The sequence below is a fragment of the Sphingopyxis sp. 550B genome (assembly GCF_057401805.1).
The window spans coordinates 1,283,266-1,308,707 of record NZ_CM171610.1 but is presented as its reverse complement, the minus strand read 5'-3'; the positions used below and the strand labels follow the sequence as shown (position 1 = coordinate 1,308,707).

Genomic DNA, 25,442 nt, shown 5'->3' with positions numbered 1-25,442 from the left:
ACCGATGCCGCGCGTCCGTCTCCTCCTGCCCATCCTGACCGCCTTCGCCGCCAGCACCGCCACGCCCGCGGTCGCGGCGACACCCGGGCCAGCCGGTCTTTACGACCAGCTCGCGGGCCTCGAGGCGCGGGTCGCGGCGATCGGCTTTCGTCTGACCACCGCCAATGCGGCGTGGTGCACCGCGCAGCAACCGCAGTTCGGCTGGATCTGGGGCGATCCGCGCCTCTATGACGCGAACCGGCGCCCCGCCGCACTCGCCGCCTATGCCGCACCCGACGCCGACACGCCCTATCTGGCCGCCGTCGCGCCCGACTCGCCCGCCGCGCGCGCCGGACTGCATCGCGGAACGCCGGTGTTCGCGATCGACGGCATCCCCGTGCCGCCCGCCGATGACGCGGACCCTTTTGCCCGTATCGCCGTTTTGGAGACGCAAGCCGCCGCGCTGCCTGTCGAGGCGCCCGCGGCGCTCACGATCGCCGACGGACGGGATGCGGAGGTCATCCCCATCGTCGGCTGTGCGAGCGATTTCCGCGTCGAGGCGGCCGACCGGCCTGCCGGCGGCGCCGACGGCCGGCTGGTGCGGATCAGTGCCGGGCTGGCGAGCTTCGCGACCGACGATGCCGAACTGGCGGCGGCGGTCGCGCACGAACTGGCGCACAATATCCTGCGCCACCGCGCGCGGCTCGACGCGGCGGGGGTCGATCGCGGCCTGTTCAAGGAACTCGGCCGCAGCGCCCGCCTGTTCCGCCAGACCGAGGCCGAGGCCGACCGGCTGTCGGTCTGGCTGCTCGCCGGTGCGGGTTACGATCCCGAAGCCGCGGCGCGCTTCTGGCGCAAGTTCGGCGGACGCAAGGGGCGCCCGCTCTTTCCGGCGCTGACCCATCCGGGGTGGCGCGACAGGGTCGCTTCGGTCGAGCGCGAAGCGGCGGCGATCGCGGCCGCGCGCGCCGCCGGCGAACCGCTCCATCCGCCGCTGATCGACGACATGCCGCCCTTGGAATAGCGGGCGCGGCCTCCTATCTGAAGGGCCTCCTCCCACTCTTCGCAAGGATGCCCGCCATGCCCCACGACACCGCCGTCTTCGCCGGAGGCTGTTTCTGGTGCACCGAAGCGGTTTTCCAATCGCTCGCGGGGGTCGAGCGCGTCGAGAGCGGCTATACCGGGGGCAGCGTCGCCAACCCGACCTACAAGCAGGTGTGCAACGGCGACACGGGCCATGCCGAGGCGATCCGCATCACCTATGATCCCGCCGTCATCGCCTACGACGATCTGCTCGACGTGCTTTTCGCGACGCACGACCCGACGCAGCTCAACCGTCAGGGCAACGACATCGGCACGCAGTATCGCAGCGCCGTCTTTCCGCTGAACGACCAGCAGGCCGCCGCAGCGCGCGCCGCGATCGACCGTGCACAGCCCAACTGGCCGCAACCGATCGTCACCGCGATCGAGCCGGTGTCTCCATGGTATCCGGCGGAGGATTATCACCAGGCCTATTGGAACGGCGAGGGACAGAGCAGCCCCTATTGCCTTGCCTCCATCCCGCCGAAGCTCGCCAAGCTGCGCAAGGGCTTCGCCGACCGCCTGCGCGAAGACTGAGGCCGCGCGCGACCGGCCCAGTGTTGCATTCGAGTCGCATAAGGTTAATTTTCATTGACTTTACCGCCGTCCGGACTAGCGGACCCGGTTCTGCGCGGGCAGGATGACCCCGAAGCGCAGTTATAGGGTCGCGACAGGGTGCTGGCATCATTGTTCCTGATAGGAGCGGCGGTCACGACGCCGCAGATGTCGGTCCAGGCCGCCAGCCAGACCATCGTGGAGGATGGCGCCGCAGGCGTGGCGCGCGCGGTCGACCGCATGATCGGCGGTATCATCAGTTATACGCGCTGGCCGGGGAACACGCCGGACGCGCCGCGGACGATGTGCGTCGTCGGCGCGCCGCGGCTCACTGTCCGGCCTGTCCCGGTCCTGCCCGGCGGCGGGGCCGTCGTGGTGCGGAGGACAACCACGGCAGCCGCGACCGGCGGCGGCGACTGCGACATCCTCTATCTGGGCCGCATGCCCGCCGAAGACCGCCGCCGCCTGATCGCCTGGGTGCGCGACCGTCCGGTGCTGACGATCAGCGACGACGACCCCGACTGCCTTTACGGCGCGATGTTCTGCCTCGCCGCAAAGCCGGGAGGCATCGGCTTTTCGGTCAATCTCGACGCTATTGGCCGGGGACCGCTGCGCATCGACCCGCGCGTGCTCAAGATCGGCCGATCCGACGGAGGCGCCCCATGACCGCTCCGACCCGGACGACCCTGCAGAAGCTGCTGTCGCGCTTCCACTTCGGCGTCACCCTGTTCGCAGTGGCGCTGTCGGGCCTCACCATCCTGCTCGCCGGCGTCGCCGCGCTGCGCGGCTATGCCGACCGCAACCTCGAACTGGCGGCGCAGCTCGGCGCCTATGGCGTCGAACCGGCGCTGGTCTTCAACGATCCCGAGGCGGCGCGCGAGGGTCTCGATCCGCTCACCCATATTCCGGGGATCGCCCGGCTGCTCGTGCTCGACGACCGAGGCCGGCCGCTGACCGAATGGACGTCGCCCCACGCCGACCCGGCGCCGCTGCTGACCGATCTCTTCTTCGGCAAACCGTCCACGATGACGGTCCGCCGCAACGGGTCGGCGATCGGGACGATCGAGGTGTGGGGCGATTCGTCGACGCTGACCGCCTATGTCCGGATCGGGCTGCTTGCGGGGCTCGGCTGCCTGCTGGTCACCGCACTCGGCACGATCATCCTCGCCCGCCGCTTCGAATATGAGCTGGTCAAGCCGCTCGGCGAGATCGCGACCGTCGCCCACGACGTGCGGCTGCACCGCCGCTTCGACAAGCGCGTCCAGCCGCTCGGCATCGCCGAGCTCGACCGGCTGGGCGGCGACATCAACGCGCTGCTCGACGAATTGCAGGGGTGGCAGGGGCATATGGAAAGCGAGCATCGCATGCTGGCGCACCGCGCGTCGCACGATCCGCTGACCGCGATGCCCAACCGCGCCGCCTTCGACGAACAGCTCGCGCAGCGCATCGGCAAGGCGGGGGCCGACGGCACGCGCTTTGCCCTGCTGTTCGTCGATGCCGACAATTTCAAGCTCGCCAACGACAGCTTCGGGCACGCCGCCGGCGACGCCCTGCTCGTCGCACTGTCCGAACGGATCAAGGCGACGCTGCGGCCCGGCGATTTCGCGGCGCGGATCGGCGGCGACGAATTCATCGTGCTCGTCGATCCGCTCGACATCGCCACCGATCCGGAAACGCTCGCCGGCCCGATCCGCACGGGCATGGCCGATCCGGTCGTTCTGCCGGGCGGCGACACCTATCGCCTCGCGGTCAGTATCGGCGTCGCCGCCTTCCCGACCGACGGCGCCGATCCCGCCGCGCTGCTGACCGCGGCCGACGCCGCCATGTATGCCGAAAAGCTCGCCAAACGTTCGCAGACATGATCATGGAGGTCCGATCATGACCCTTTCTCTCCCCATCGTCCGCCGCACCATCCTGGCCGCCGGCATCGCCGGCCTGCTCGCCGCCTGTCAGAGCGTTCCGGTGAAGTCCGGCTTCACCCCCGAACAGATCGCCGTCCTGCAATCCGAAGGCTTCGTCGACACCGGGCCCGACTGGGAGCTGACGCTCAACGAACGGCTGCTCTTCGGCGTCAACGAAAGCGCGCTCCGCCCCGAGCAGATCGAGCGGATTTCGACCATGGCGCATCGCCTGCAGTCGGTCGGCATCGCCACCGCGCGGGTCGAAGGCCACACCGATTCCACCGGCAGCGACGCCTATAACCTGACCCTGTCGCAGGCGCGGGCGGAAGCGGTCGCCGCGCCGATGCAGGCGAACGGCATGCGCTTCACCCCCGCCCAGATCGTCGGGCGTGGCGAAAGCCTGCCGATCTCGCCCAACGACACGCCCGAGGGGCGGCAGGACAATCGGCGCGTGGTGGTGATCGTCGAACCCCAATAAGGCCTTTCGCGCGGCCTTTTCCCGGCGGGCTTTCGCCGCTAAGGCTGCCGCGCATGAAACCGATCCGCAAAGCCGTTTTCCCCGTCGCCGGCCTCGGCACCCGCTTCCTGCCCGCGACCAAGGCAATCCCCAAGGAGATGCTGCCGGTGGTCGACCGGCCGCTGATCCAATATGCCGTCGACGAGGCACGCGAGGCGGGGATCGAGCAGATGATCTTCGTCACCGGGCGCGGCAAGAGCGCGATCGAGGATCATTTCGACATCGCCTTCGAACTGGAGAAGACGATGGCCGAGCGCGGCAAGGACCTGTCGGTGCTCGAACCGACGCGCCTCGGACCCGGCAATTGCGCCTATGTCCGGCAGCAGGAACCGATGGGGCTGGGCCACGCGATCTGGTGCGCGCGCGACATCGTCGGCGACGAGCCGTTCGCCATCTTCCTGCCCGACGAATTCATGCACGGCTCGCCCGGCTGCATGAAGCAGATGGTCGATGCGTATCGCAAGGTCGGCGGCAACCTGATCTCAGTGCTCGAAGTGCCGCGCGAGCAGGTTTCGAGCTATGGCGTGATCGCCCCCGGCTCCCGCGACGACGCGCTGACCGAGGTTCGGGGGCTGGTCGAGAAGCCGGCGGTCGAGGCCGCGCCGTCGAACCTGATCATCTCGGGCCGCTACATCCTCCAGCCGGAGGTGATGCGCGTGCTAGAACGGCAGGAAAAGGGCGCCGGGGGTGAAATCCAGCTCACCGACGCGATGGCGGCGATGATCGGCACGCAGCCCTTCCACGCCGTGACCTTCGACGGCGCGCGCTACGACTGCGGGTCGAAGGCCGGCTATATCCAGGCCAATCTCGCGCTCGCGCTCGAACGCCCCGATATCGCCGCCGACGTTCGGGCCTTCGCTGTCGATCTTCTGACCTGACGCGCGCCGGCGGCCGGAGCCGCCGGCACCGCCGTCATTCGCCCTCGATATTGGGCTTGGGGAAGCTGTCGGCCCCCACCGTTCGGTAAAGCCAGCCGCCCACGAGCCCGCCGAGCAGCGGCGCGACCCAGAACAGCCAGAGCTGCTGGAGCGCGAGGCCGCCGACGACCAGCGCTGGGCCGGTGCTGCGCGCCGGGTTGACCGAGGTGTTCGTCACCGGGATCGCGATCAGGTGGATCAGCGTCAGCGCGAGGCCGATCGCGAGCGGCGCAAAGCCCGCGGGGGCGCGGCCGTCGGTCGACCCCATGACGATCCACAGGAAGAAGGCGGTGAGCACGATCTCGATCGTGAAGCCCGATATCAGGTCGTAGCCGCCCGGCGACCCCTCTCCGAAACCATTGGCGGCGAGGCCGTTGGTCGCCAGATCATAGCCCGGATTGCCGCTCGCGATATAATAGAGCAGGAAGGCCGCGGCGATCGCGCCGACGACCTGCGAGACCACATAGAGCGGGATGTCGCGCGCGTCGAAGCGCCCGCCCGCCCACAGCCCGACGGTGATCGCGGGATTGAGATGGCAGCCCGAGATATGGCCGATCGCATAGGCCATCGTCACCACCGTCAGACCGAAGGCCAGCGCCACGCCGGCGAAGCCGATCCCGAGATCGGGAAAGGCCGCCGCGAGCACCGCGCTGCCGCAGCCGCCGAACACCAGCCAGAAGGTGCCGATGCCCTCGGCCAGACCCTTTTGCATATTCGTCATATGACCCTCCTCCCCGCCGGCGGTCATCGCGCTGCCGGCGCGCGGATCAGCCTAACACAGGGAAAGGGCGCGGCAAGACCTTGTAAACCATGTGTCCCGCGGCGGGATTCGGGGCGAAGGGCGGCCGGGCAATGGCGCGGCCCGTCGCAATCCTCTGGCCCCGGCCGCACGGCCGTGCGATGATACCGGCCGATCCGCCCTCCCCGGAGACCTGTCGATGCGTGCAATGCTTCTCGCCCTTTCGGCCGCCCCGCTGCTTGCCGGCTGCGTGAGCGCGGTGAAGACGGTGGTGACCGCCCCCGTCAAGGCGGTCGGCCAGGTCGCCGACTGGTCGACGACCAGCCAGGAGGAAGCCGACCGCAACCGCGGCCGCGCCCTGCGCCAGCGCGAGGAACGCGTCGGCAAGCTGACGCGCCAGCGCGACAAGGCGGCGCAGAAATGCCGCGACGGCCGACAGGACCAGTGTCAGCGCGCCGAGGTGCTGAGCCACGAAATCGAAGCGGTGATGGCCGAGCCGATGTAGTCGGACCGGCCGGCCCGAGGGGGATGTCTTCGCGGATAGGGCGCTAGCGCACCCGGCGCCCGGTCCATACCACACGGCCGACGAGTTGCACCGCGGTCATCGGCAGATCGTCCCAGCTGCGATAGTGGGGATTGTCGCTGATCACCGAAATCCGCCCTTCCCCCGGCGCGCGCGCGACGCGCTTCACCATCAGCGCATCGTCCATCCGCAGGACATAGATGCCGTCGCGCAGCAGCGTCGCCGCGTCGCTGCCGTCGACCAATATATCGTCGCCGTCGCCCAGCGTCGGCGCCATCGAATCGCCCGCGACGCGGATGATGCTGAGCGCGCGCGGGTCGGCGCCCAGGTCGCGCAGCCAGCGTGGGTCGAACGCCACCGCGCCTTCGACCGGCTCGCCGTCGATGCTCGCGCCCGCGCCGGCCGAGGCGCCGATCGCCAGTTTGGGCACCAGCACCATGTCGCCCGCGCCGCGTTGCAACGCCGGTGCGGCGACGCGGCGCGCCGGGCCGCCCAGCAGCGCTTCGGCCACGCCCAGATAGGCGGCGATCCGCGCCCGGTCCTCCTCCGCCAGCCGGCGCGGCGAACCGCGTTTGATATATTGCTGGATATAGGCGGGATTGCGCCCGATGCGCGCCGAAAGCTGCGCATAGTCGATCCCCCTTTCCTGCAGCAGGCGATCGAGCGCGGCACGCGGATCGTCGTCGAAATCGGTCATCGGCCAGCGGGCTCCTTCCTATTTCGCATGTAGCAACAGGAATTTTCCTAGACAAGTAGGAAATCCTATCTCAAATAGGAAAAATCCTATTAAAGGCGACTCGCCCGCTACCGGATGTCGATAGGGAGGAACGGAATGGAAAAGACGCTGCTGCAACGGATCGAGGCCTTTCTGACCGAATCGCGGATGCCGCCGAGCGTTCTCGGTCGGGACGCCGTCCACGACCCGCGGCTGATCAGCGACCTGCGCGGCGGGCGCGCAGTGGGGCGCAGCGTCGAATGCCGCGTGGAACATTTCATGAACAAATGGCGCGCCGAGCGGCATGCCAGGCGCATCGGCCCGAGCGGCGACCGCCGCACCCGCGCGATGCGCGCCGCCACGATGGAGGCCCGGCCATGATCCACACGTCCCTCGCCACACCGCGTCCCCATGCATGCCCGCACGGCCGGCTGGGCCGTCTGATCGCGCGCGAGCTGCCGCCCGGCCTCGCGCTCGGCCCATCGACGTGGCGGCCGTGGGCAAGCGCCAGCTTCGTCGGCGCGCGCCATGCGTTCCCCTGTCAGGCGGCAGTCGGCGACCTCGAAGCGATCCGCCGCTCGCTACGCGCGCGGCTGAGCGCCGTCGAATGGCGGCTGCCGGGGCATATCGTCGCCGACATCGCGGTCGAATTCGACGAAGCCGCACGCGGCCTTCGCATCGAGGTGCTGACGGTGGAGGATTGATCGGCCTTGAACGAAACAACGCCGTGTCCCCGCAGAGGCGGGAACCCAGAGCGTCCTGACGCCAACGCAGGCTTTGTGCCGCTCTGGGCTCCCGCCTCCGCGGGAGCACGCGGCTGTTCAATCAAAGACGATGATCGATCAGCCGACGGCGCGGCCGGTCATGCGCTGGAGGGTGCTGAGCGCCGCTTCGAGCGCGAAATCGACGGGCGGCTCGGCATCTTCGTTCGCCGGCGGCGTCTCGACCGGAATCGCGGCGGTCGATGCCGGTGCGCCGCGCGCCTGGCGCCGTCGCGCCAGCCCCGCCTCGAAGCGGGCGACCATCGCGCCGAGCGACGCGTCGGCCGGATCGGGCATCGCGGGGCCCGCCGCCTCGACCGGTTGCAGCCAGGGTTCCGCGCCTTCGACGAAGGCGTCGTCGGGCGCGAGGTCGGCAAGGATCAGCGTATCGTCGGCCTCTGCCGCTTCGGCGGGAAGCGGCTCCGCAGGCATGGCGGTTTCGGCCTCGGCAGGCAGCGGCCCCAGCCCCAGCGCCGGCAGGTCGCGCCCGGCGCGGATCGGCGGGCGCGGCGGCGCGTCGGGATGGAGATCGGCGCGGCGGCGCGGCAGCGCGTCGTCGACCGCGCCCCGACGGCGGCGGCGCAGCGCGCCGAGTCCCGCCGCATCGGGGCTGGCAGCGATCAACGCGACCAGCCCGGCGATCAGCGCCGCGACCGCCGCCATGCCGAGCGCGAGCGCAAGCCGGCCGGCATCGCCGACCGGCGGCACGAACAGCTCCGACAGTCGGTCGAGATAGAGGTTCCAGCTGATCCCCATGACCCAGCCCGACGGCATCACCGCGCCGAACAGGAAGGTCAGCGCCGCCGCTCCGATGATCGCGGGCATCGCGGGGCGCAGCGCGCGCCACAATGCGGCCGCGGGGGCTTTGGCAGGCTTTTCGCTGGCGTCGTCCATATCGCTCCAGATCCGCATGATCGCTAAAGGCGCAGCAATCGCTGGTAAACCGGTTCGTAACGTAGAATGTTTGACGACCAGTTACGATGGGTTTCGACGAAGGCGCGCGCCGTCCGCCGCCGCGCGTCCCAGCCCGCCCGGTCGGCGAGCAGCGCGGCGAGCGCCCCGGCGACCGCCGCCGGATCGTCGGGGGCGAACAGCGTGCCGGTCACCCCATCCTCGATCAGCTCGCGGTGCCCGCCGACATCGGACGCGGCGACGAGACGCCCCTGCGCCATCGCCTCGAGCGGCTTGAGCGGCGTGACGAGGTCGGTGAGCCGCATCTTCTTGCGCGGATAGGCGAGGACGTCGGCCAGCGAATAATAATGCTCGACCCGCTCGTGCGGCACGCGGCCGACGAAATGGATGCGGCCGGCGACCGGCGAGGCCGCCGCCTGCGCTTTCAGCGCCGCCTCCCGCGGGCCGCCGCCGACGAGCAGCAGCCGCGCGCGGGGCTGATGCACGGCAAGCGCAGGCATCGCCGCGATCAGGTCGTCGATCCCCTCATAGTCGTAGAAGCTGCCGATGAAGGCGATCACCGCGTCGTCGGCCGCGATGCCGAGCTCGGCGGCCAGCGCGTCGTCGCGCGGGGGTGGGTCGCCGAACAGGTCGAGATCGACGCCGTTGGGCGAGACGATGATCTTCGCCGGATCGACCCCGCGCGCGATCAGGTCGCCGCGCAGCCCTTCGCAGATCACCGCGACCGCGTCGGCGGCCTTGACGACATGGGTTTCGATGCGCCGCGTCAGGCGGTAGCGCGCGCTTCCCTCGCGCCCGGTGCCGTTGCCGACCGCCGCATCCTCCCAGAAGGCGCGGATTTCATAGAGGACGGGGATGCCGAGCCGCCGGCCCGCGCGCAGCGCCGCGAGCCCGTCGAGCACCGGCGAATGGGCGTGGAGCAGGTCCGCGCGCCATTCGCGCGCCAGCGCCTCGACCCGCGCCGCGAGCGCGCCGATCTCGCGCCATTCGCGGATCGGCGACGGCGCCGTGGCGATCGGAGCGGTGCGGTGGAAGGTCAGCCCGTCGACGACCTCGCACGCGGGTCCGGGCAGCGGATGGCGCACGGCGGTGACGCCCGCGACCTCCCACCCCTTCGCCGCCTGCGCCTTCATGATCGCGCGGGTGCGAAAGGTATAACCGCTGTGCGCGGGCAGGCTGTGATCGAGGACGTGGAGGATGCGGGTCATTGCGGTCGCCTATGCCCGACAAGCCTTAACGCCGCGTCAACCCCGATGCTATAGCACCGCCGCATCCGCAGGCGCACAGCAAGGCCCAGCCGTCCATGATCGACAATCTCTCGATTGGCCTCACCCATGCGCTGATGGCGATCGCACTGTGGCGCCTGCTCTATCGCGACGACCTCGACAACGAGGTGAGCCCGCGGATGCTGTGGCAGCGCCGCCGCGACGCGGAGGCGGCGGCCGAGGCCGCGCAGGGGCCGCGCGATGCGTGACATCGCCTTCGTGGCCTTCCTGTTTGCCTTCATCGGGGTCGGTTTCCGCAAGCCGTTCCTGTTCATCCTCTGCTTCTGCTACATCGACATCGTCGCGCCGCAGCGGCTCAGCTATTTCCTGATCAATTCGATCCCGATCTCGCTGATCGTCTTCATTCTCGCGATCGGCGGCTGGCTCGTTCTCGACGACAAGCGCGACACGCGCTGGTCGGGCCGGCAGGTGCTGCTGGTCCTGCTGCTGATCTATTGCGGCGTGACGACGATGTACGCCGATTTCCCGGTCGAGGCGCAGGACAAATGGAGCTGGGTGTGGAAGGCGCTGGTGTGGGCGATCTTCCTGCCGCTGACGCTGCGCACGCGGCTTCGCATCGAATCGCTGATCCTGATCATGCTGCTGTCGGCCGGGTCGATCGCGATCGCGGGCGGCCTCAAGACCGCGGCGGGCGGCGGCGGCTATGGCGAACTGCAACTGCTGCTCAACGAGAATTTCGGGCTTTACGAAGGCTCGATCATGTCGACGGTGGGGATCGCGATCATCCCGCTGATCCTCTGGTACCGCCGCCACGGCACCGTCTTTCCACCCGATTGGCGCGTGTCGCTCTTCTGCTTCGCGCTCTGCTTCGCCTGCATGCTGCTGCCGGTGGGGACGCAGGCGCGCACCGGGCTCGTGTGCCTGGTCGTCCTCGCGGTGCTGTCGCTGCGCGCGGTGCGGCACCGGCTTCTCTATGTCGCCGGCATCGGGATGCTGACGCTCGCCGCGATCCCCTTCCTGCCGCAAAGCTATACCGAGCGGATGGAGACGATCCAGGGCTACAAGGCCGATTCGTCCGCATCCACCCGCGTCGCGGTATGGAAATGGACCTGGGACTATGCGAAGGACCATCCGTTCGGGGGCGGCTTCAACGCCTTCCTCCAGAATCAACTCCGCGTCGAGCGCCAGGCCGGCGCCAATGACGAAGGCGCGCAGGGCGGGCCGATCGTCTACGAGGACAAGGGGCGCGCCTATCATTCGAGCTATTTCGAGATGCTGGGCGAACAGGGCTATCCGGGGCTGGCGCTGTGGCTGCTGCTCCAGGCCGCCGGGCTTGTCCAGATGGAGCGATTGCGCCGCCGCTATCTGAAGACCCGGCGCGCTGAGGAGCAATGGATCGCCCCGCTCGCGACCGCGCTCCAGCACGGGCACATCGTCTACATGGTCGGATCGCTGTTCGTCGGCATCGCCTTCCAGCCCTTCATCTACATGATGCTGGCGCTGGAGATCGGGCTTTCGACCTATTGCCGCCGCCGCGAGCGCGAGGCGGGGTGGCGGCCGCTGATGGCGCGCCCGGCACAGGTCCCGGCCCGCCAGTCCTTTTCGAACGTGCGATCGTAGCGCGCACGTCTCACCCCGGGACCGGGAACCATCGGGCGCCGCCGGACGCTATGCCATCATGCCCCGCGCCCGCCTGATCCATGTCGACGACAGCCTGCCCGGCATCCGCCGCGAACGCTCCGGCGACGGCTGGCGCTATCGCGACGCGAAGGGCCGGCTGATCCGCGATCGCGCCGAAATCGCGCGGCTCGACGCCGTCGCGCTGCCGCCCGCCTATGAGGATGCCTGGTTCTGCCCGGCGCCGAACGGCCATATCCTCGCCACCGGCTATGACGCGCGCGGGCGCAAGCAATATCGCTATCATCCCGATTTCCGGCTGGCGCGCGACGCGGGCAAATACGACCGCTGCGCCGCCTTCGGCCAGGCGCTGCCGCTGCTGCGCGCGCGGCTTCAGGACGATCTTTCCCGCCGCACGCTCTGCCAGGAGCGCGTCGTCGCGGCGGTCGTCCGGCTGCTCGACCTCGCCGCGCTGCGCGTCGGGAACGAGGAATATGCCGCCGCGAACAACAGCTTCGGCGCCACCACGTTGCGCCAGCGCCATGCACGGCTGTCGGGCGCGACGCTGCGCCTCAGCTATCGCGCCAAGGGTGGCGCGAGGCGCGAGGTGACGATCAGCGACCGGAATCTGGCGACCCTCGTCCGTCGGCTGCAGGACCTGCCCGGCCAGCATCTGTTCCAGTATCGCGACGCCGACGGCACCCACGCGGTCGCGTCCGACGACGTCAACGCCTATATCCGCGAGGCGATGGGGGAGGATTTCAGCGCCAAGCATTTCCGCACCTGGTGGGGCAGCGTCGAGGCCTTCGCCTTCCTGTACGAGGCGCCCGAGCCGCCGTCGCTCAAGGCGGTGCTCGGCCATGTCGCCCAGCGGCTCGGCAACACCCCCGCGGTCGCGCGGCGCGCCTATGTCCATCCGGCGATGATCGCCGCCGCACAGGCCCGCGGCGACTTCGCGCAGGCGGCGGGGCGGCTGCCGCGCTCGACCCGCTATCTTTCGCGTTACGAACGCGGATTTTTGACCTATCTGGAGCAGGCGCCCGATGCCGCGACGCTGCTCCGGTCCGCCTGACCCTTTGACCGATTTCGAGGACCGACGTGACCCTGCCGATTTCCGCCGCCACGCCGCCGCCCGCCATGCAGGGGCCGTTCGCCGACCTGCGCGACATGTGGAACGGCTCCATCGCCTGGGTGAACAGCCACTGGCTGCAGATCGCGATCGCGATCGGCGCGGGGCTCGTCATCTATGTCCTGCTGTCGCTGGTGCGCACCTTCGCGCTGAAGCGCGCGCAGGCGGCGCCGGGGCAGTTCACGCTGACCGACATCGTCGGGCGCGTGATCCACAAGACCAAGTCGACGGTGCTCGCGATCGTCGCGATCCGCATGGTCGCGGGCTATGCCCAGCCGCCGGCGACGATCCTGCAGATCATCCAGTTCGTCTTCACCATCGCCGTCGCGCTGCAGGTCGCGATCTGGGCGCGCGAGATCGCGATCGGGCTGATCCAGCGGCGCGCCGCCGACGGGCACAACGAAACGCTGACCAATGCGATGGGCATCATCCGCCTGCTGATCAGCGTCGCGCTGTTCGCGATCGCGGCGATCGTCATCCTCGACAACATGGGGGTGAACGTCACCGGGCTGGTCGCCGGGCTCGGCATCGGCGGCATCGCGATCGGCCTCGCGGCGCAGGGCATATTTTCCGACCTCTTCGCCTCGCTGTCGATCATCTTCGACCGGCCGTTCCGCGTCGGCGAGACGATCAAATACGACACCAGCACCGCGACGGTCGAGCGTATCGGGCTGAAGAGCACGCGGCTGCGTTCGGTCAACGGCGAGCTGCTCGTCATCTCGAACACCAACCTGCTGTCGAAGGAGATCACCAACTACGCGCATCTCCACCGCCGCCGCGTCCAGTTCTCGATCGGGGTGATCTATCAGACCAGCCCCGCGATGCTGCGCGCGCTGCCCGCGCTGCTGGAGGAGCAGGTAAAGGCGGCGGGCCATGACTTCATCCGGTCGAGCTTCACCGGCTTCGGCCCGTCGAGCCTCGATTTCGAATTGCTGTTCGACGTGCATGCGGACGATTACAACATTGTCGCGGCGGCGCGCGGCGATGTCGCGGTGCGGCTGTTCGAGGCGATGACCGCGGCGGGCTACGACTTCGCCTATCCGACGCAGACGACCTTCACCGCCGCGCCCGACGGCACGATGATTCTGCCCTTTGCCGAAGACACGGCAACGCCGAAGGCGAAGCGCACGAAAGAGTGACGCTACGGCGCCGCAGCGTCGAGCCAAGGCTCTTGTGCAATGCGGCATGAACGGCCTAGAACCGCGCCTTCAACAAGCTCGAGAGGATGAGACATGGGCGCGATTCCGCCGCAGGAGATGCAGAAGCTGGTCGGGCAAACGCTCGGCAGTTCCGAATGGGTGCTCGTCGATCAGGAGATGATCAACAAGTTCGCCGACGCGACGGGCGACCACCAGTTCATCCATATCGACGAGGAAAAGGCGAAGCTGACGCCGTTCGGCGGGACCATCGCGCACGGGTTCCTGACGCTGTCGCTGTTCCCGCTGCTGATGGCCAAGTCCGACTGCCCGCGCCCCGAAGGCGTGAAGATGGGCGTCAACTATGGCGGCAACAAGGTCCGCTTCCTCGCCCCCGTCCGCTCGGGCAAGCGCGTGCGCGGCCATTTCAAGCTGCTCGAGCTCGAAGAGAAGCGCCCCGGCCAGTGGCAGCAAACGCTCGAATTCTCGGTCGAGATCGAGGGCGAGGACAAGCCCGCGCTGATCGCCGAATGGATCAGCCAGTTCTTCGTCTGATCCCGTTCAACCGGCCGCCCTCCCCCGAAAGATCCACCGGACCCAAACAAGAGGATTATCGACATGCGTGACGCCGTCATCGTTTCCACCGCCCGTACGCCGCTGACCAAGGCGGCGCGCGGATCGTTCAACAACACGCCGTCGCCGACGCTCGGCGCCTATTCGGTCAGGGCCGCGGTCGAGCGCGCCGGGCTCGAAGGCGGAGAGATCGACGACGTCCTCTTCGGCGCCGCGATGCAGCAGGGTTCGCAGTCGCCGAACGTCGCACGCCTGATCGCGCTGCGCGCCGGCCTGCCCGTCACCGTTCCCGGCATGTCGATCGACCGTCAATGCTCGTCGGGGCTGATGACGATCGCGACCGCCGCGAAGCAGATCATCGTCGACCGCCAGGACATCGTCGTCGCCGGCGGCGTCGAATCGATCTCGAAGGTCAGCGGCAGCGGCAAGGTGTTCATCGAGCCCGACGCCGAACTGATCGCGATGCACAAGGACACCTATATGCCGATGATCGGCACGGCAGAGGTGGTCGCGAAGCGCTACAACATCAGCCGCGAAGCACAGGACGAATATTCGCTCCAGTCGCAGCAGCGCACCGCCGCCGCGCAGGCCGCGGGCAAGTTCGCCGACGAGATCGTCCCGTGCAAGGCGACGATGGCCGTGGTCGACAAGGAGACCAAGGAAGTCTCCTACAAGGAGGTCGTCGCCGACAAGGACGAGTGCAACCGTCCCGACACGACGCTGGAAGGGCTGGCCAGCCTGAAGCCGGTGATGGGCGAAGGCCACACGATCACCGCGGGCAACGCCAGCCAGCTTTCGGACGGGTCGTCGGCCGCGGTGCTGATGGAGGCCAAGGTCGCCGAGAAGCGCGGCCTGACCCCGCTCGGCCGCTATGTCGGCATGGCGGTCGCGGGCACCGAGCCCGACGAGATGGGCATCGGCCCCGTCTTCGCCATCCCCAAGCTGCTCGAACGCTTCGAGCTGAAGATGGACGACATCGGCCTGTGGGAACTGAACGAGGCGTTCGCCGTGCAGGTCCTGTATTGCCGCGACAAGCTGGGGATTCCGGGCGACCGCCTCAACGTCAACGGCGGCTCGATCTCGATCGGCCACCCGTTCGGCATGACCGGCGCGCGCTGCGTCGGCCACGCGCTGATCGAGGGCAAGCGCCGCGGCGTCAAATATGCCGTCGTCACCATGTGCATCGGCGGCGGCCAGGGCGCGGCGGGACTGTTCGAGATCCTCTGATGCGTCTCGACGCGCCCCGGATCGAGCCGGTCGACCTCGACCGGCTCGATGCCGACCAGCGCGCGGCGCTCGAACCCTTCCTTGCCCCCGATACCGGAGTGGTTGGCGGTAAGGTCGGGGGCGGCCGGGTGCTCAACATCTTCCGCACCCTCGCCCATGCGCCGAAGGCACTGACCGCCTTCCTCGGCTGGGGCAGCTATATCCTGTCGAAGCGCAACGCGCTGTCGGCGCGCGATCGCGAAATCGTGATCCTGCGCACCGGCTACAACTGCCGCTCGGGCTACGAATGGACGCAGCACAAGCGCATCGGCCTCGACAGCGGCCTGTCCGAAAGCGAGATCGAGCACATCAAGACCGGCCCCGAGGCGGACGGCTGGACCGATATCGAGCGCGCGATGCTGCGCGCGACCGACGAACTCACCGGCCGCCATTTCGTCACCGACGCGACCTGGGCGGCGCTCGCGCCGCTCGGCGACAAGGGGCGCATGGATCTGGTGTTCACCGTCGGCCAATATACGCAGGTGTCGATGATCCTGAACAGCTTCGGCATTCAGGTCGAAGAGGGGTGGGAGGTCGATCCCGACCTTCGCGCCTGATCAAGAAAGGGAGAAGAACATGAGTGCCATCGGCGTGATCGCGACGCTGCGCGTGCAGCCCGGCAAGGAAGCCGATTTCGAGGCGGCCTTCGCCGAACTTGCCGCCGCGGTCAATGCGGACGAACCCGGCAACAGCTTCTACCGCCTGTTCCGCACCGACGAGACCGGGACCTACAAGGTGCTCGAATGCTATGACGATGCCGCGGCAGTCGAGGCCCATCGCGCTTCGACGCATTTCCGCGAGATCGGCGCCCGTTTCGGCCCCTGGCTCGCCGGCGCACCCGACGTCGAACGGTTGAGCGCGGCCTGACCGCGGCCGTTCTTCTCCCCTCCCGCAGGCGGGAAGGGAAATCGGCGCTATCCTTCAAAGGCCGCCCCCCGGGGCGGACGCGTTGGCGTCACGGCATCTCCGCAATCTCGCCTGCGCGGTCGCCGAGCACGTAGCGCGGCCCCGCGCCGCGTTGCGCCGCCTTGTCCTCGCGGTTGTAGAGCCCGCATTTCTTGAGGCTCAGGCAGCCGCAGCCGATGCACTGGTCGAGCAGTTCGCGCGTGCGGCTCAGCGCCGCGATGCGGGCGTCGATCCGCGCGCGCAGCCCGGTGCTGATCCGCGTCCAGTCGGCGGCGTTGGGGGTGCGCCCCGCCGGTAGGCGCGCGAGTTCGTCCGCGACCTCGTCAAGGCTCAGCCCCATCTGCTGGGCGATCAGGATGAAGGAGACGCGGCGGATGTCGGCGCGCAGGAACCGCCGCTGCCCGCCGCCGGTTCGCAGCGCGGCGAGCAGCCCCTTCGCCTCGTAGAAGCGAATCGCCGACACCGCGACGCCGGTGCGCGCCGCCAACTCGCCGATCGCGATCAGGTCGGTCCCGTGCATCTGCTTTCTCCCGTCATTGCGAACGGCAAAGCCGTGCGGCAATCTCCAGCCATCGGCCTTGCGCCCGCCGACCGCCGGAGATTAGGGCCTGATGACGTCGGATTGACCCGCTTCGTCATTGCGAGCGGAGCGAAGCAATCCAGAGCAGTCTACGCTCACTCTGGAGTGCCGCGCGGCTTTGCCGCTCGCAATGACGAACCCAACCGATGTCATCATGCTCCAGCGCCCGCCTCCCGCCCCGCTCGCGGGGGCAAATAAAAGCCTTGATCTAAACCTCACTTGAACTTTCATATTGGTGCGCGTCAACCCGAATCAGGAGAAAATCCGTGACGCGCCCCTTCATCGAGCATGTGAACGTCACCGTCAGCGATCCCGAGCGCAGCGCCGCGCTGATGGCGGCGATCTTCGGCTGGCGCGAGCGCTGGCGCGGCCCGGCACGCGACGGCGGCACGACGATCCACGTCGGATCGGACAGCGCCTATGTCGCGCTCTACACCGGCCCGGGCGGCGCGCATGCCGCGCAGCGCTATCCGAAAGGCGAACCGCTCAACCATGTCGGAATCCAGGTCGACGACCTGGACGCGATCGAGGCGGAGGTGATCGCGGCGGGCCTGGTGCCCTTCGCGCACGCCGATTACGACCCCGGCCGCCGCTTCTATTTCCTCGATCCCGACGGCATCGAATATGAGGTGGTGAGCTATGCCGCGGTGCAGCCCGCGACGGCATGAGCAACATTGCCGCCGCTGCCGCGTTGATCGGTCATCGGGGTGTTCTGGGGGAGGCAGAAAAGGAGTCTCTACCGATGAGCGATATCAAGCAGGATTTCTGGAAGGCGCTCGACGCCAGCCCCTATGTGATGGTCGGCATGACCGGCGAGCACGCGCATCACATCCCGATGAATGCGCAACTCGACAAGGATGCCGACGGCGCCTTCTGGTTCTTCACCGCGACCGACAACCGCCTTGCGGGCGGCGGCGCGGCGATGGTGCAATTCGCGTCGAAGGGCCACGACCTCTTCGCCTGCCTCGCCGGCACGCTGCGTCCGGAAACGGATCGCGCGGTGCTCGACAAGCTCTGGAACAACGGCGTCGCCGCCTGGTACTCCGGCGGGAAGGACGACCCGAAGCTCGTCCTGCTGCGCTTCGACATCGGCGATGCCGAAATCTGGACCGCCGAACCGGGCCTCAAGGGCATGTTCAAGCTCGCGACCGGCATGACGATGAAGGAAGGCGAACTCGGGCAGCACGCAACGGTATCGCTGTAGGACGCCGTCGCTGATCCGGACAAGCGGGGCCGATTACCCCACCGGCGGCCCGATCCGCCCGTCGCGAAACGCGAACCCGCCTTCGCGGTCGCGCGCGAGCAGCGCCGGGCCGTCGAGATCGACCCAGCGCGCCCGTTGCGCGAGGACGAAGGCGGGGGCGATCGCCAGGCTGGTGCCCAGCATGCAGCCGACCATGATCGACAGCCCCGCCGCATCGGCGGCGTCGGCGATGCGCAGCGCCTCGGTCAGGCCGCCCGCCTTGTCGAGCTTGATGTTCACCCCGTCGTAGAAGGGACCGATGCGCGCGACGTCGGCGGCGGTGTGGCAGCTTTCGTCGGCGACGAAGGGGATCGGCGCATAGATGGGATCGAGCAGCGCGTCGGCGCCCGCGGGCACCGGCTGCTCGATCATCTCGACCCCCATGTCGGCGAGCGCTTCGGCCTCGCTCAATATGTCGACCTGTCCCCAGCTTTCGTTGGCGTCGGCGATCAGTCGGGCATGCGGCGCGCCCCTGCGCACCCCGGCGACGCGCAGCCGATCGTCCTCGCCGGTCAGTTTGATCTTGAGCAGCCGATAGCCGTCGGCCTCGGCGGTCGCCGCCCGCTCGGCCATCGCGCCGGGGGTGCCGAGCGAGATGGTGAAGGCGGTGACGCGCGCGGTCGGCGCCCCGTCGCAGCCGGCAAGCTGCCAAAGCCGAAGCCCGCGCTGCCGTGCCTCGAGATCCCACAGCGCGCAGTCGAGCGCATTGCGCGCCGCGCCCGGCGGCATCAGTTCCTGCACCGCCGCCCGCGCATCGGCCGCGCCCATCGCGGCGATATGCGGCGCCGCGCGCAAAATCCGGTCGCGGCATCCCACCGCATCCTCGCCCAGATAATCGACGGGGGTTCCCTCGCCGCGCCCGATGCAGCCGTCCGCCGCGACCTCGACGACCACGACATCGACATGAATCTTCGCGCCGCGGCTGATCACGAACGGCTCGGCGACCGGCCAGCGTTCGACGCGCGCGCTTTTCAGTTGGATGGCCATCGAAGAACAGTAATGCTGTGCGCCATGACCGGCAAATCCCTATCCGAACGCATCGGCGACCTCGGCCACCGACTCGCCGTCGAGGCGCACGCCGCCTGGCTCGCGGCGCGCGATCCGCGCACGCCGTGGCTCGCGCGCTTCCTCGCGGTCGCGGTCGCCGCCTATGCGCTGTCGCCGATCGACCTGATCCCCGATTTCATCCCCGTGCTCGGCTGGATCGACGATCTGCTGATCGTCCCGCTCGGCCTGTGGGCGGTGCGCCGGCTGATTCCCGATCCGCTATGGGCCGAACTCCACGCCGCCGCCGAAACCGCGAGCGACCGTCCGTCGAGCCGCGCCGGCATGGTCGCCATCCTGCTGATCTGGGCGGGGTTGCTCTATCTCGTCTATTGGAGCGTGCGGACGTCGCCCTGGCATTGAAGCGCCGCTGGGAACAGGCGGCGCCGAAGGTCGTCGGGTGGGAAGCGGATGTTTGAGCCATGCCCTGGTTTCCCCTCCCGCAAGCGGGAGGGGCAGCGAGACTTACGAACTTGTTCGTTAGTCGCAGCGGGGTGGGCCTCTGCGAGGCCGCTGCCCACCCCCGGCCCCTCCCGCTTGCGGGAGGGGGGACAAACGTCAACTCTCGACCGAAAGCCGCCCTCACTCCCCGTTGGCGCGTATCCACTGCTCAACCACCGGCGCAATCTCCTCGCGCCACTTGCGGCCGTTGAAGATGCCGTAGTGGCCGACGCCCTTCGCCATCAGATATTTCTTGCGCTCCGCGGGCAGCGATTTCGCGAGCGTCAGCGCCGCCCTGGTCTGGCCGATCCCCGAAATATCGTCGCGCTCACCCTCGATCGCCAGCATCGCAATATCCTCGATCGCGGTCAAGTCGACCTTGCGTCCGCGATGCTCCATCTCGCCCTTGGGCAGCAGGTGGCGCTGGAACACGGCGTCGACGGTCTGGAGGTAGAATTCGGCCGTCATATCGCAGACCGATCGATATTCGTCATAGAATTCCTTGGTCTTGTCCGCGCTCTCGCCATCGCCGTCGACCAGATGCTTGAACATCTCCCAATGGCTCATCATGTGGTTGCCGAGGTTCATCGACATGAAGCCCGCAAGCTGGAGGAAGCCCGGATAGACGCGGCGCCCAGCGCCCGGATAATAGGCGGGCACCGTCGCGATGACATTTTCCTGGAACCAGGCATGAGGGCGCGTCGTCGCATGCTGGTTGACCGCGGTCGGCGCCTTGCGGGTGTCGATCGGTCCGCCCATCATCGTCAGTGTCTTCGGCCGGCACTTGTGTCCGTCGGCCGCCATGACGGCCGCGGCGGCGAGGCACGGCACCGACGGCTGGCATACCGCGAGCATATGCGCGCCCGGCCCGATATGGCCGAGCCAGTCGATCAGATAGTCGACATAATCGTCGAGGTCGAAGCGCCCCGCCGTCAACGGCACGTTGCGCGCGTCGCGCCAGTCGGTGATCCACACGTCATGATCGGGCAGCATCCGCTCGACCGTGCCGCGCAGCAATGTCGCATAATGGCCCGACATCGGGGCGACGATCAGCAGCTTCGGCGCCCCCTTCGCGCCCTTGTGCTTGAAATGCTTGAGTTGCCCGAACGGCTTGCGCGCCTCGATCGCCTCGGACACCCGCACCGCTTCGCCGTCCACGACCGTCTCGTACAGATCGAAGGCGGGCTTGCCGCGCGGCGCCGCCGCATGCGCGAACACCTCGAGCGCGGAGGCGAACATCGGACTACCGCCGAAATAGCCGAGCGGGTTGGCGGGATGCTGGATCGCCTGCGCCCCCGCGGTGGCCAATGCGCTCGCCCCGGCGAGCCAGCTCTTCTGTAAGTCAAAGGCTTGATACAGCATCGTGCAGTCGTTCCTCGCGTCCGTTCCGGCGCGTGTTGCGCCCCCTGTTTTCGCGCCAGTCTTACGCCTTCGGTTCCATTGTGCAATGCATCAAAGCCACCAACGACGGCGCAAGCGCGAGATTATCGGGAAAAAGTGCCGGTCGCGGGCGATCCTGTCGTGCCGCTTCAAGCCTTGTGAAGCGCAGCGCCATTCTCAGACATTGAGCGTCCCCACCGCGGCTGCTAGGGCCGTCGGCGATGGCGACCGCATCCGATCAATCCGCCCCGCCCGCCCCCGCCGACCCGTCCGAGCCGCGGCGACGCAAGCTCGGCAGCCTGCGCATGGTCTGGCGCTATGCCAGCCGCTATCCGCTCGCGCTGCTCGTGGCGGCGGTGGCGCTCGGCGTCGCGGCGCTCGCGACGCTCGCCATCCCCTGGCAGTTCAAGGAGATGATCGACAGCGGCTTTGTCGCCGGCGGCGGCGATGTCGCGCCGCATTTCCGCCTCTTCTACCTGATCGTGCTGATGCTCGCCGCGGCGACGGCGCTGCGCTTCTATTTCGTGAGTTGGCTCGGCGAACGCACCGTCGCCGACATCCGCGAGGCGGTGCAGCAAAACCTGCTGCGGCTCGCGCCCGGCTTCTTCGAGGAGAACAGGCCGTCCGAAATCGCCTCGCGCATGACGTCGGACACCGCGATCATCGAACAGATCGTCGGCACGACGGTGTCGGTGGCGCTGCGCAACCTGGTGATGGGCATCGGCGGCATCGCCTATCTGTTCACCCTGTCGCCCGCGCTCACCAGCGGCATCCTCGTCGGCATTCCGGTGATCATCATGCCGATCGTGCTGCTCGGCCGCCGCCTCCAGAAAGTGTCGCGCACCAGCCAGGACCGCGTCGCCGACATCGGGGCGACCACCGCCGAACAGCTGGGAGCGATGAAGATCGTCCAGGCGTTCGGCCAGGAACCGCGCGAGGCGGACCGCTTCACCGCCGCGGTCGAGGCCAATTTCGCGACCGCCAAGCGCCGCATCCGTCTGCGCGCCTTCATTACCGCAACGGTGATCGGCCTGCTGTTCGGCGCGATCACCACCCTGCTCTGGTATGGGGCAGAGGGCGTGGCGGCGGGGACGATCACTGGCGGCACCATCGCCGCCTTCGTCCTGACCGGCGGCCTCGTCGCGGGCGCCTTCGGCGCGCTGACCGAGGTCTATGGCGACCTGCTGCGCGCGGCGGGCGCCGCCGAGCGGCTCGGCGAGCTGCTCGAGGCGGAACCGGACATAGCTCCGCCCGCGCATCCGCGCCCGCTTCCCGAACCGCCGGTCGGCACGCTCGCCTTCGAGCATGTGACCTTCCGCTATCCGACGCGGCCCGACATGCCCGCGCTCCACGATTTCTCGCTGACCGTCCGCCCGAACGAGACGGTCGCCATCGTCGGGCCTTCGGGCGCGGGCAAGTCGACGCTGTTCCAGCTCGCCGAGCGCTTCTACGATCCGCAGCACGGCCGGGTGCTGCTCGACGGCGTCCCGCTTCCCGAGGCCGATCCCGCCGCGATCCGCGCGCGCATCGCGATGGTGCCGCAGGAAACGGTGATCTTCGCCGCGTCGGCGCGCGACAATCTGCGCTACGGCAACTGGGCCGCTACCGACGAGCAATTGTGGGAGGCCGCGCGCGCCGCCAACGCCGAGGATTTCCTGCGCCGCCTGCCGCAGGGGCTCGATACCTTCATGGGAGAGGGCGGCGCGCGCCTGTCGGGCGGCCAGCGCCAGCGCGTCGCGATTGCGCGCGCGCTGCTTCGCCGCGCGCCGCTGCTGCTGCTCGACGAAGCCACCTCGGCGCTCGACGCCGAGTCCGAACGGCTCGTGCAGGACGCGCTCGAGGCGCTGATGCACGACCGGACGACAATCGTCATCGCGCACCGCCTCGCGACGGTGCGCGCTGCCGACCGGATCGTCGTAATGGACGAGGGGCGCATCGTCGAGGAAGGGCGCCATGACGATCTCGTCGCCGCCGACGGGCTCTATGCCCGCCTCGCGCGCCTGCAATTTCAGGACAATATGGCCGCGGTCTGACCCCGCGATCCCCTCCAGCGCTCGAAGGATGCCCGTCATGCTGTACGATCTCACCGTCCCCGCCTACGCCAACGGACTGCGCGCCCTCTCGGCCCAGCTCGAAAAGGCGCTCGCCTGGGGTGCCGCGAACAATGTCGGCGAGTTACAGTTCATCGCGGCACGGCTGGCGCCCGACATGTTCCCGCTCGCGGCGCAGGTCCGCTTCACCTGCCTTCAGGCGGTCCAGCCGCTTGCGCGCCTCGGCGCCGCGAGCGCGCCCGCGCTTGCGGAAGACGCCGCCGATTTCGCCGGGCTTCAGGAGCAGATCGCGGCGACCCTCGCCTGGCTCGACACCGTCGATGCCGCGACGGTTGACGCCGACCCTGCGCGGCCGGTCAGCTTCGACCTGCCCAACGGCATGGCCTTCGACATGGACGCGAAAAGCTACATCCGCGACTGGGCGCAGCCGCAATATTATTTCCACCTCGTCGCCGCCTATGCGGTGATGCGCCACATGGGCGTCCCGCTCGGCAAGGCCGACTATGTCGGCTACATGATGCAATATCTGCGTCCCGGCACCGCCCCGACCACCTGACCGCCCGGCGGAACCGGGCATTCAGCGTGCAGCAACACGATGCCTGAGGCCATGAAATTCGCGCAGAGGCGCAGAGATCGCAGAGACTTCCACTTCACGCGATGGTGTGGAGTCATGGGGATGGTGTGGAGTCATGAGATCGTCAGAACCCTTCGATCTCGCCGACTTCACCCTCCCGGGAAGAAGGGTCGCCCCTCCGCGGTGAATGCCTATTCTGCATGCCGGGTAAACTCGGAACGGCGCCCGATAAATTCGAGCCACCCTCTCTTCCGCTCGCGCTGAGCTTGTCGAAGCTCCGCTTTTCGTTGAGCCGCGCAGAGACGATTAATCCTCGCAAATGCCTCGCGGATTCTCGGGATGGATTTCGACACGCTCAGAGCAAGCAACAGCGATTCGAGCGCACTGCTCTCAGGTTTCCGTTCCGCATCCCTGCGCAAAAGCTCCCGGTCCGAATAAAATGCCGCCACCAGCCCAAAAAGAAAGGGCGGCACCTTTCGATGCCGCCCTTCGCTTTTCGTCCGAGCCCTTTCGGGCTGGAAATCGATCTTACATGCCCGAACCCGGACCGTAGGTGATTTCCACGCGACGGTTCTGGTCGTTGCGGACCCCGTCGGCGGTCGCAACCGCCGGGCGGGTTTCGCCGAACGCCTGCGTCGTGATCGAGCCGTCCGAGACGCCACGCGCGGTCAGATACGCCTTGACCGCGTCGGCACGGCGCTGCGACAGGCCGACGTTGTACTTGGCCGAACCCGAACGGTCGGCGTGACCGGCGAGCATGACCTGCTGACCGCTGCAGCCCTGGTTGTAGGCGCTGATCGCGTTGTCCAGCGTCGAAGCCGCTTCGGGCGTGATCGCCGACTGATCCCAGTCGAAGTACACGATATACGGTCCCGGTGCGCACACGACCGGCGGAGGCGGCGGAGGCGGCGGGGGAGGCGGCGGCGGCGGGGGAGGCGGCGGCGGCGGGGGAGGCGGCGGCGGGGGCGCCTCGGCTCCACCGAAGTTGTAGGTCAGCGTCCCGAGCAGCGAGTGCGAACGGAAACGGCCCGACACGTCGCGGCCGAGCTGGTCGACCAGGTCGAGACCATCGGCGTTGAAGAAGCGATACTTCAGGCCGACATCCCAGTTGTTGCTGATCGGCGCGCGGACGCCCGCGATCGCCTGCCAGGCGAAACCGGTATCCGAATCGTCAAGCCAGGCACCCGCGAAGACGGGTTGGACCGAAACGCGAGCGACACCCGCGCCACCGCCGATGAAGCCCTGGATGCCGTCATCGTCACCGAAGTCGAACATACCGTTGACCATGAAGCTCAGCGCATTGCTGTCGCCGTTCATGGGGTAGTTGCCGGTCACGAGAGGACCACCGTTGGCCAAGGCGGGAACGCCCGGCGCATTGACGGATGCGTTGCGGATATCGGCTTCGCGATAGCCCACTTCCACTTCCGCGCGGAAGCCGCCGAAGTCGTAGCCGACGACGCCTTCAAAATCATATCCCTTGCGGTGATCCAGACTGACAGCATTGGCTGCAGTGCCGATATCGAGGTCGATGTCCTCGACGATCGTGACACCACCACCGACACCAACATACCAAGAGTTGTCGCGCGCCACGGCGGGCGACGCGAGGGCAGTGGAGGCCAACGCCACGGCGACGGCTAGCTTCCTCATAACAGATTCCCCTTTCAATTGAGATATACG

The 25,442-nt window shown here is 68.3% G+C and carries 30 protein-coding genes; 22 read left to right on the top strand and 8 right to left on the bottom strand.

The features are described 5' to 3' along the window. Nucleotides 1-4 precede the first annotated feature (4 nt). From AC2S9W_RS06145 to galU, 6 genes are all read left to right on the top strand, one after another. Nucleotides 5-1,003, top strand: a complete 999-nt coding sequence (locus AC2S9W_RS06145; RefSeq protein ID WP_104959303.1) for a M48 family metallopeptidase — start codon at nucleotides 5-7, stop codon at nucleotides 1,001-1,003. A gap of 56 nt (nucleotides 1,004-1,059) precedes the next feature. Then, complete coding sequence (gene msrA / locus AC2S9W_RS06140) at nucleotides 1,060-1,596, top strand: peptide-methionine (S)-S-oxide reductase MsrA (protein WP_067107219.1); 537 nt, start codon at nucleotides 1,060-1,062, stop codon at nucleotides 1,594-1,596. Nucleotides 1,597-1,734: 138 nt separating this feature from the next. Continuing rightward, a complete protein-coding gene (gene yfiR, locus AC2S9W_RS06135) occupies nucleotides 1,735-2,280 on the top strand; it encodes a regulatory sequestration protein YfiR (RefSeq protein WP_286749558.1) in 546 nt (181 codons plus the stop codon). Beyond that, on the top strand, nucleotides 2,277-3,476 hold the full coding sequence (gene dgcN / locus AC2S9W_RS06130) for a diguanylate cyclase DgcN/YfiN (RefSeq protein WP_067107099.1): 1,200 nt from the start codon (nucleotides 2,277-2,279) through the stop codon (nucleotides 3,474-3,476). Before yfiR ends, dgcN begins: the two co-directional genes overlap by 4 nt. A gap of 16 nt (nucleotides 3,477-3,492) precedes the next feature. Further along, the gene (yfiB, locus tag AC2S9W_RS06125) at nucleotides 3,493-3,993 is read left to right on the top strand and encodes an outer membrane lipoprotein YfiB (protein WP_076073807.1); all 501 of its coding nucleotides are present in this window, start codon (nucleotides 3,493-3,495) and stop codon (nucleotides 3,991-3,993) included. 53 nt (nucleotides 3,994-4,046) lie between these two features. Beyond that, nucleotides 4,047-4,910 carry a UTP--glucose-1-phosphate uridylyltransferase GalU gene (gene galU, locus AC2S9W_RS06120; RefSeq protein WP_076073804.1) on the top strand — a complete coding sequence of 288 codons (864 nt, stop codon included), beginning with the start codon at nucleotides 4,047-4,049 and terminating at the stop codon, nucleotides 4,908-4,910. Between the two features lie 34 nt (nucleotides 4,911-4,944). On the opposite strand, the gene aqpZ is transcribed toward galU, so the two are convergent. After that, nucleotides 4,945-5,670 (bottom strand): aquaporin Z, encoded by a 726-nt coding sequence (aqpZ, locus tag AC2S9W_RS06115; protein WP_067107091.1) that lies wholly within the window; start codon nucleotides 5,668-5,670, stop codon nucleotides 4,945-4,947. Nucleotides 5,671-5,887: 217 nt separating this feature from the next. Here aqpZ and AC2S9W_RS06110 point away from each other — a divergent pair, with 217 nt between their 5' ends. Continuing rightward, nucleotides 5,888-6,193: a hypothetical protein gene (locus AC2S9W_RS06110; RefSeq protein WP_067107089.1), complete on the top strand. Its 306-nt coding sequence runs from the start codon at nucleotides 5,888-5,890 to the stop codon at nucleotides 6,191-6,193. A gap of 43 nt (nucleotides 6,194-6,236) precedes the next feature. Here AC2S9W_RS06110 and AC2S9W_RS06105 read toward each other — a convergent pair whose 3' ends face one another. Beyond that, the gene (locus AC2S9W_RS06105; RefSeq protein WP_067107086.1) at nucleotides 6,237-6,908 is read right to left on the bottom strand and encodes a S24 family peptidase; all 672 of its coding nucleotides are present in this window, start codon (nucleotides 6,906-6,908) and stop codon (nucleotides 6,237-6,239) included. Nucleotides 6,909-7,043: 135 nt separating this feature from the next. On the opposite strand from AC2S9W_RS06105, the gene AC2S9W_RS06100 reads away from it, so the two are divergent. Next, nucleotides 7,044-7,307, top strand: coding sequence for a hypothetical protein (locus tag AC2S9W_RS06100; RefSeq protein WP_486571739.1), 264 nt, complete (start codon nucleotides 7,044-7,046; stop codon nucleotides 7,305-7,307). Continuing rightward, the gene (locus tag AC2S9W_RS06095) at nucleotides 7,304-7,630 is read left to right on the top strand and encodes a hypothetical protein (protein WP_234002551.1); all 327 of its coding nucleotides are present in this window, start codon (nucleotides 7,304-7,306) and stop codon (nucleotides 7,628-7,630) included. The genes AC2S9W_RS06100 and AC2S9W_RS06095 overlap by 4 nt, the downstream gene beginning before the upstream one ends. A 138-nt stretch (nucleotides 7,631-7,768) precedes the next feature. Here AC2S9W_RS06095 and AC2S9W_RS06090 read toward each other — a convergent pair whose 3' ends face one another. Together AC2S9W_RS06090 and AC2S9W_RS06085 are read right to left on the bottom strand one after the other, a co-directional pair. Then, the gene (locus AC2S9W_RS06090) at nucleotides 7,769-8,599 is read right to left on the bottom strand and encodes a hypothetical protein (protein WP_486571738.1); all 831 of its coding nucleotides are present in this window, start codon (nucleotides 8,597-8,599) and stop codon (nucleotides 7,769-7,771) included. Between the two features lie 5 nt (nucleotides 8,600-8,604). Then, a complete protein-coding gene (locus tag AC2S9W_RS06085; RefSeq protein WP_076073799.1) occupies nucleotides 8,605-9,807 on the bottom strand; it encodes a TIGR04063 family PEP-CTERM/XrtA system glycosyltransferase in 1,203 nt (400 codons plus the stop codon). Nucleotides 9,808-9,902: 95 nt separating this feature from the next. On the opposite strand from AC2S9W_RS06085, the gene AC2S9W_RS06080 reads away from it, so the two are divergent. The 8 genes from AC2S9W_RS06080 (at nucleotide 9,903) to AC2S9W_RS06045 (ending at nucleotide 16,413) form a co-directional block, all read left to right on the top strand. Next, nucleotides 9,903-10,073 carry a hypothetical protein gene (locus AC2S9W_RS06080; protein ID WP_199775049.1) on the top strand — a complete coding sequence of 57 codons (171 nt, stop codon included), beginning with the start codon at nucleotides 9,903-9,905 and terminating at the stop codon, nucleotides 10,071-10,073. Then, nucleotides 10,066-11,445, top strand: a complete 1,380-nt coding sequence (locus AC2S9W_RS06075) for a putative O-glycosylation ligase, exosortase A system-associated (RefSeq protein WP_076073796.1) — start codon at nucleotides 10,066-10,068, stop codon at nucleotides 11,443-11,445. Before AC2S9W_RS06080 ends, AC2S9W_RS06075 begins: the two co-directional genes overlap by 8 nt. Nucleotides 11,446-11,503: 58 nt before the next feature. Next, entirely contained in the window at nucleotides 11,504-12,514 is a 1,011-nt protein-coding gene (locus AC2S9W_RS06070; protein WP_076073793.1) for a DNA topoisomerase IB, read from the top strand. A 65-nt stretch (nucleotides 12,515-12,579) separates the two neighbouring features. Further along, complete coding sequence (locus AC2S9W_RS06065; RefSeq protein WP_083674970.1) at nucleotides 12,580-13,710, top strand: mechanosensitive ion channel family protein; 1,131 nt, start codon at nucleotides 12,580-12,582, stop codon at nucleotides 13,708-13,710. A 93-nt stretch (nucleotides 13,711-13,803) separates the two neighbouring features. Next, nucleotides 13,804-14,262: a MaoC family dehydratase gene (locus tag AC2S9W_RS06060; RefSeq protein WP_067111056.1), complete on the top strand. Its 459-nt coding sequence runs from the start codon at nucleotides 13,804-13,806 to the stop codon at nucleotides 14,260-14,262. A 63-nt stretch (nucleotides 14,263-14,325) separates the two neighbouring features. Beyond that, nucleotides 14,326-15,507 carry an acetyl-CoA C-acyltransferase gene (locus AC2S9W_RS06055; protein WP_067180995.1) on the top strand — a complete coding sequence of 394 codons (1,182 nt, stop codon included), beginning with the start codon at nucleotides 14,326-14,328 and terminating at the stop codon, nucleotides 15,505-15,507. Continuing rightward, entirely contained in the window at nucleotides 15,507-16,103 is a 597-nt protein-coding gene (locus AC2S9W_RS06050; protein WP_486571737.1) for a carboxymuconolactone decarboxylase family protein, read from the top strand. Before AC2S9W_RS06055 ends, AC2S9W_RS06050 begins: the two co-directional genes overlap by 1 nt. Before the next feature lie 19 nt (nucleotides 16,104-16,122). Then, nucleotides 16,123-16,413: a putative quinol monooxygenase gene (locus AC2S9W_RS06045; RefSeq protein ID WP_067111062.1), complete on the top strand. Its 291-nt coding sequence runs from the start codon at nucleotides 16,123-16,125 to the stop codon at nucleotides 16,411-16,413. An 88-nt stretch (nucleotides 16,414-16,501) separates the two neighbouring features. Here the strand turns inward: AC2S9W_RS06045 and soxR are convergent, their stop codons facing one another. Further along, nucleotides 16,502-16,972, bottom strand: coding sequence for a redox-sensitive transcriptional activator SoxR (soxR, locus tag AC2S9W_RS06040; RefSeq protein WP_486571736.1), 471 nt, complete (start codon nucleotides 16,970-16,972; stop codon nucleotides 16,502-16,504). A gap of 326 nt (nucleotides 16,973-17,298) precedes the next feature. On the opposite strand from soxR, the gene AC2S9W_RS06035 reads away from it, so the two are divergent. Both AC2S9W_RS06035 and AC2S9W_RS06030 read left to right on the top strand, forming a co-directional pair. Further along, a complete protein-coding gene (locus AC2S9W_RS06035) occupies nucleotides 17,299-17,700 on the top strand; it encodes a VOC family protein (protein WP_486571735.1) in 402 nt (133 codons plus the stop codon). 74 nt (nucleotides 17,701-17,774) lie between these two features. Then, nucleotides 17,775-18,236 (top strand): pyridoxamine 5'-phosphate oxidase family protein, encoded by a 462-nt coding sequence (locus AC2S9W_RS06030; RefSeq protein ID WP_067111070.1) that lies wholly within the window; start codon nucleotides 17,775-17,777, stop codon nucleotides 18,234-18,236. Nucleotides 18,237-18,269: 33 nt separating this feature from the next. Here the strand turns inward: AC2S9W_RS06030 and AC2S9W_RS06025 are convergent, their stop codons facing one another. Next, the gene (locus AC2S9W_RS06025) at nucleotides 18,270-19,262 is read right to left on the bottom strand and encodes a dipeptide epimerase (protein WP_486571734.1); all 993 of its coding nucleotides are present in this window, start codon (nucleotides 19,260-19,262) and stop codon (nucleotides 18,270-18,272) included. Between the two features lie 24 nt (nucleotides 19,263-19,286). Here AC2S9W_RS06025 and AC2S9W_RS06020 point away from each other — a divergent pair, with 24 nt between their 5' ends. Next, nucleotides 19,287-19,682, top strand: coding sequence for a YkvA family protein (locus AC2S9W_RS06020; RefSeq protein WP_486571733.1), 396 nt, complete (start codon nucleotides 19,287-19,289; stop codon nucleotides 19,680-19,682). Between the two features lie 219 nt (nucleotides 19,683-19,901). Here AC2S9W_RS06020 and AC2S9W_RS06015 read toward each other — a convergent pair whose 3' ends face one another. Beyond that, complete coding sequence (locus tag AC2S9W_RS06015; protein WP_076073782.1) at nucleotides 19,902-21,122, bottom strand: polyhydroxyalkanoate depolymerase; 1,221 nt, start codon at nucleotides 21,120-21,122, stop codon at nucleotides 19,902-19,904. A gap of 239 nt (nucleotides 21,123-21,361) precedes the next feature. On the opposite strand from AC2S9W_RS06015, the gene AC2S9W_RS06010 reads away from it, so the two are divergent. Both AC2S9W_RS06010 and AC2S9W_RS06005 read left to right on the top strand, forming a co-directional pair. Next, complete coding sequence (locus AC2S9W_RS06010; protein ID WP_076073780.1) at nucleotides 21,362-23,173, top strand: ABC transporter transmembrane domain-containing protein; 1,812 nt, start codon at nucleotides 21,362-21,364, stop codon at nucleotides 23,171-23,173. 37 nt (nucleotides 23,174-23,210) lie between these two features. Continuing rightward, entirely contained in the window at nucleotides 23,211-23,747 is a 537-nt protein-coding gene (locus tag AC2S9W_RS06005) for a DUF1993 domain-containing protein (protein WP_104960274.1), read from the top strand. 546 nt (nucleotides 23,748-24,293) lie between these two features. On the opposite strand, the gene AC2S9W_RS06000 is transcribed toward AC2S9W_RS06005, so the two are convergent. Beyond that, a complete protein-coding gene (locus AC2S9W_RS06000; RefSeq protein ID WP_067111084.1) occupies nucleotides 24,294-25,412 on the bottom strand; it encodes an OmpA family protein in 1,119 nt (372 codons plus the stop codon). Nucleotides 25,413-25,442 lie beyond the last annotated feature (30 nt).

What these genes read in the sequence shown, in the direction of transcription:
- AC2S9W_RS06145 (WP_104959303.1), top strand. Translation starts at nt 5, where the DNA reads ATGCCGCGCGTCCGTCTCCTCCTGCCCATCCTGACCGCCTTCGCCGCC.
- msrA (WP_067107219.1), top strand. Translation starts at nt 1,060, where the DNA reads ATGCCCCACGACACCGCCGTCTTCGCCGGAGGCTGTTTCTGGTGCACC.
- dgcN (WP_067107099.1), top strand. Translation starts at nt 2,277, where the DNA reads ATGACCGCTCCGACCCGGACGACCCTGCAGAAGCTGCTGTCGCGCTTC.
- yfiB (WP_076073807.1), top strand. Translation starts at nt 3,493, where the DNA reads ATGACCCTTTCTCTCCCCATCGTCCGCCGCACCATCCTGGCCGCCGGC.
- galU (WP_076073804.1), top strand. Translation starts at nt 4,047, where the DNA reads ATGAAACCGATCCGCAAAGCCGTTTTCCCCGTCGCCGGCCTCGGCACC.
- aqpZ (WP_067107091.1), bottom strand. Translation starts at nt 5,670, where the DNA reads ATGACGAATATGCAAAAGGGTCTGGCCGAGGGCATCGGCACCTTCTGG.
- AC2S9W_RS06110 (WP_067107089.1), top strand. Translation starts at nt 5,888, where the DNA reads ATGCGTGCAATGCTTCTCGCCCTTTCGGCCGCCCCGCTGCTTGCCGGC.
- AC2S9W_RS06105 (WP_067107086.1), bottom strand. Translation starts at nt 6,908, where the DNA reads ATGACCGATTTCGACGACGATCCGCGTGCCGCGCTCGATCGCCTGCTG.
- AC2S9W_RS06100 (WP_486571739.1), top strand. Translation starts at nt 7,044, where the DNA reads ATGGAAAAGACGCTGCTGCAACGGATCGAGGCCTTTCTGACCGAATCG.
- AC2S9W_RS06095 (WP_234002551.1), top strand. Translation starts at nt 7,304, where the DNA reads ATGATCCACACGTCCCTCGCCACACCGCGTCCCCATGCATGCCCGCAC.
- AC2S9W_RS06090 (WP_486571738.1), bottom strand. Translation starts at nt 8,599, where the DNA reads ATGCGGATCTGGAGCGATATGGACGACGCCAGCGAAAAGCCTGCCAAA.
- AC2S9W_RS06085 (WP_076073799.1), bottom strand. Translation starts at nt 9,807, where the DNA reads ATGACCCGCATCCTCCACGTCCTCGATCACAGCCTGCCCGCGCACAGC.
- AC2S9W_RS06080 (WP_199775049.1), top strand. Translation starts at nt 9,903, where the DNA reads ATGATCGACAATCTCTCGATTGGCCTCACCCATGCGCTGATGGCGATC.
- AC2S9W_RS06075 (WP_076073796.1), top strand. Translation starts at nt 10,066, where the DNA reads ATGCGTGACATCGCCTTCGTGGCCTTCCTGTTTGCCTTCATCGGGGTC.
- AC2S9W_RS06070 (WP_076073793.1), top strand. Translation starts at nt 11,504, where the DNA reads ATGCCCCGCGCCCGCCTGATCCATGTCGACGACAGCCTGCCCGGCATC.
- AC2S9W_RS06065 (WP_083674970.1), top strand. Translation starts at nt 12,580, where the DNA reads ATGCAGGGGCCGTTCGCCGACCTGCGCGACATGTGGAACGGCTCCATC.
- AC2S9W_RS06060 (WP_067111056.1), top strand. Translation starts at nt 13,804, where the DNA reads ATGGGCGCGATTCCGCCGCAGGAGATGCAGAAGCTGGTCGGGCAAACG.
- AC2S9W_RS06055 (WP_067180995.1), top strand. Translation starts at nt 14,326, where the DNA reads ATGCGTGACGCCGTCATCGTTTCCACCGCCCGTACGCCGCTGACCAAG.
- AC2S9W_RS06050 (WP_486571737.1), top strand. Translation starts at nt 15,507, where the DNA reads ATGCGTCTCGACGCGCCCCGGATCGAGCCGGTCGACCTCGACCGGCTC.
- AC2S9W_RS06045 (WP_067111062.1), top strand. Translation starts at nt 16,123, where the DNA reads ATGAGTGCCATCGGCGTGATCGCGACGCTGCGCGTGCAGCCCGGCAAG.
- soxR (WP_486571736.1), bottom strand. Translation starts at nt 16,972, where the DNA reads ATGCACGGGACCGACCTGATCGCGATCGGCGAGTTGGCGGCGCGCACC.
- AC2S9W_RS06030 (WP_067111070.1), top strand. Translation starts at nt 17,775, where the DNA reads ATGAGCGATATCAAGCAGGATTTCTGGAAGGCGCTCGACGCCAGCCCC.
- AC2S9W_RS06025 (WP_486571734.1), bottom strand. Translation starts at nt 19,262, where the DNA reads ATGGCCATCCAACTGAAAAGCGCGCGCGTCGAACGCTGGCCGGTCGCC.
- AC2S9W_RS06020 (WP_486571733.1), top strand. Translation starts at nt 19,287, where the DNA reads ATGACCGGCAAATCCCTATCCGAACGCATCGGCGACCTCGGCCACCGA.
- AC2S9W_RS06015 (WP_076073782.1), bottom strand. Translation starts at nt 21,122, where the DNA reads ATGCTGTATCAAGCCTTTGACTTACAGAAGAGCTGGCTCGCCGGGGCG.
- AC2S9W_RS06010 (WP_076073780.1), top strand. Translation starts at nt 21,362, where the DNA reads ATGGCGACCGCATCCGATCAATCCGCCCCGCCCGCCCCCGCCGACCCG.
- AC2S9W_RS06005 (WP_104960274.1), top strand. Translation starts at nt 23,211, where the DNA reads ATGCTGTACGATCTCACCGTCCCCGCCTACGCCAACGGACTGCGCGCC.
- AC2S9W_RS06000 (WP_067111084.1), bottom strand. Translation starts at nt 25,412, where the DNA reads ATGAGGAAGCTAGCCGTCGCCGTGGCGTTGGCCTCCACTGCCCTCGCG.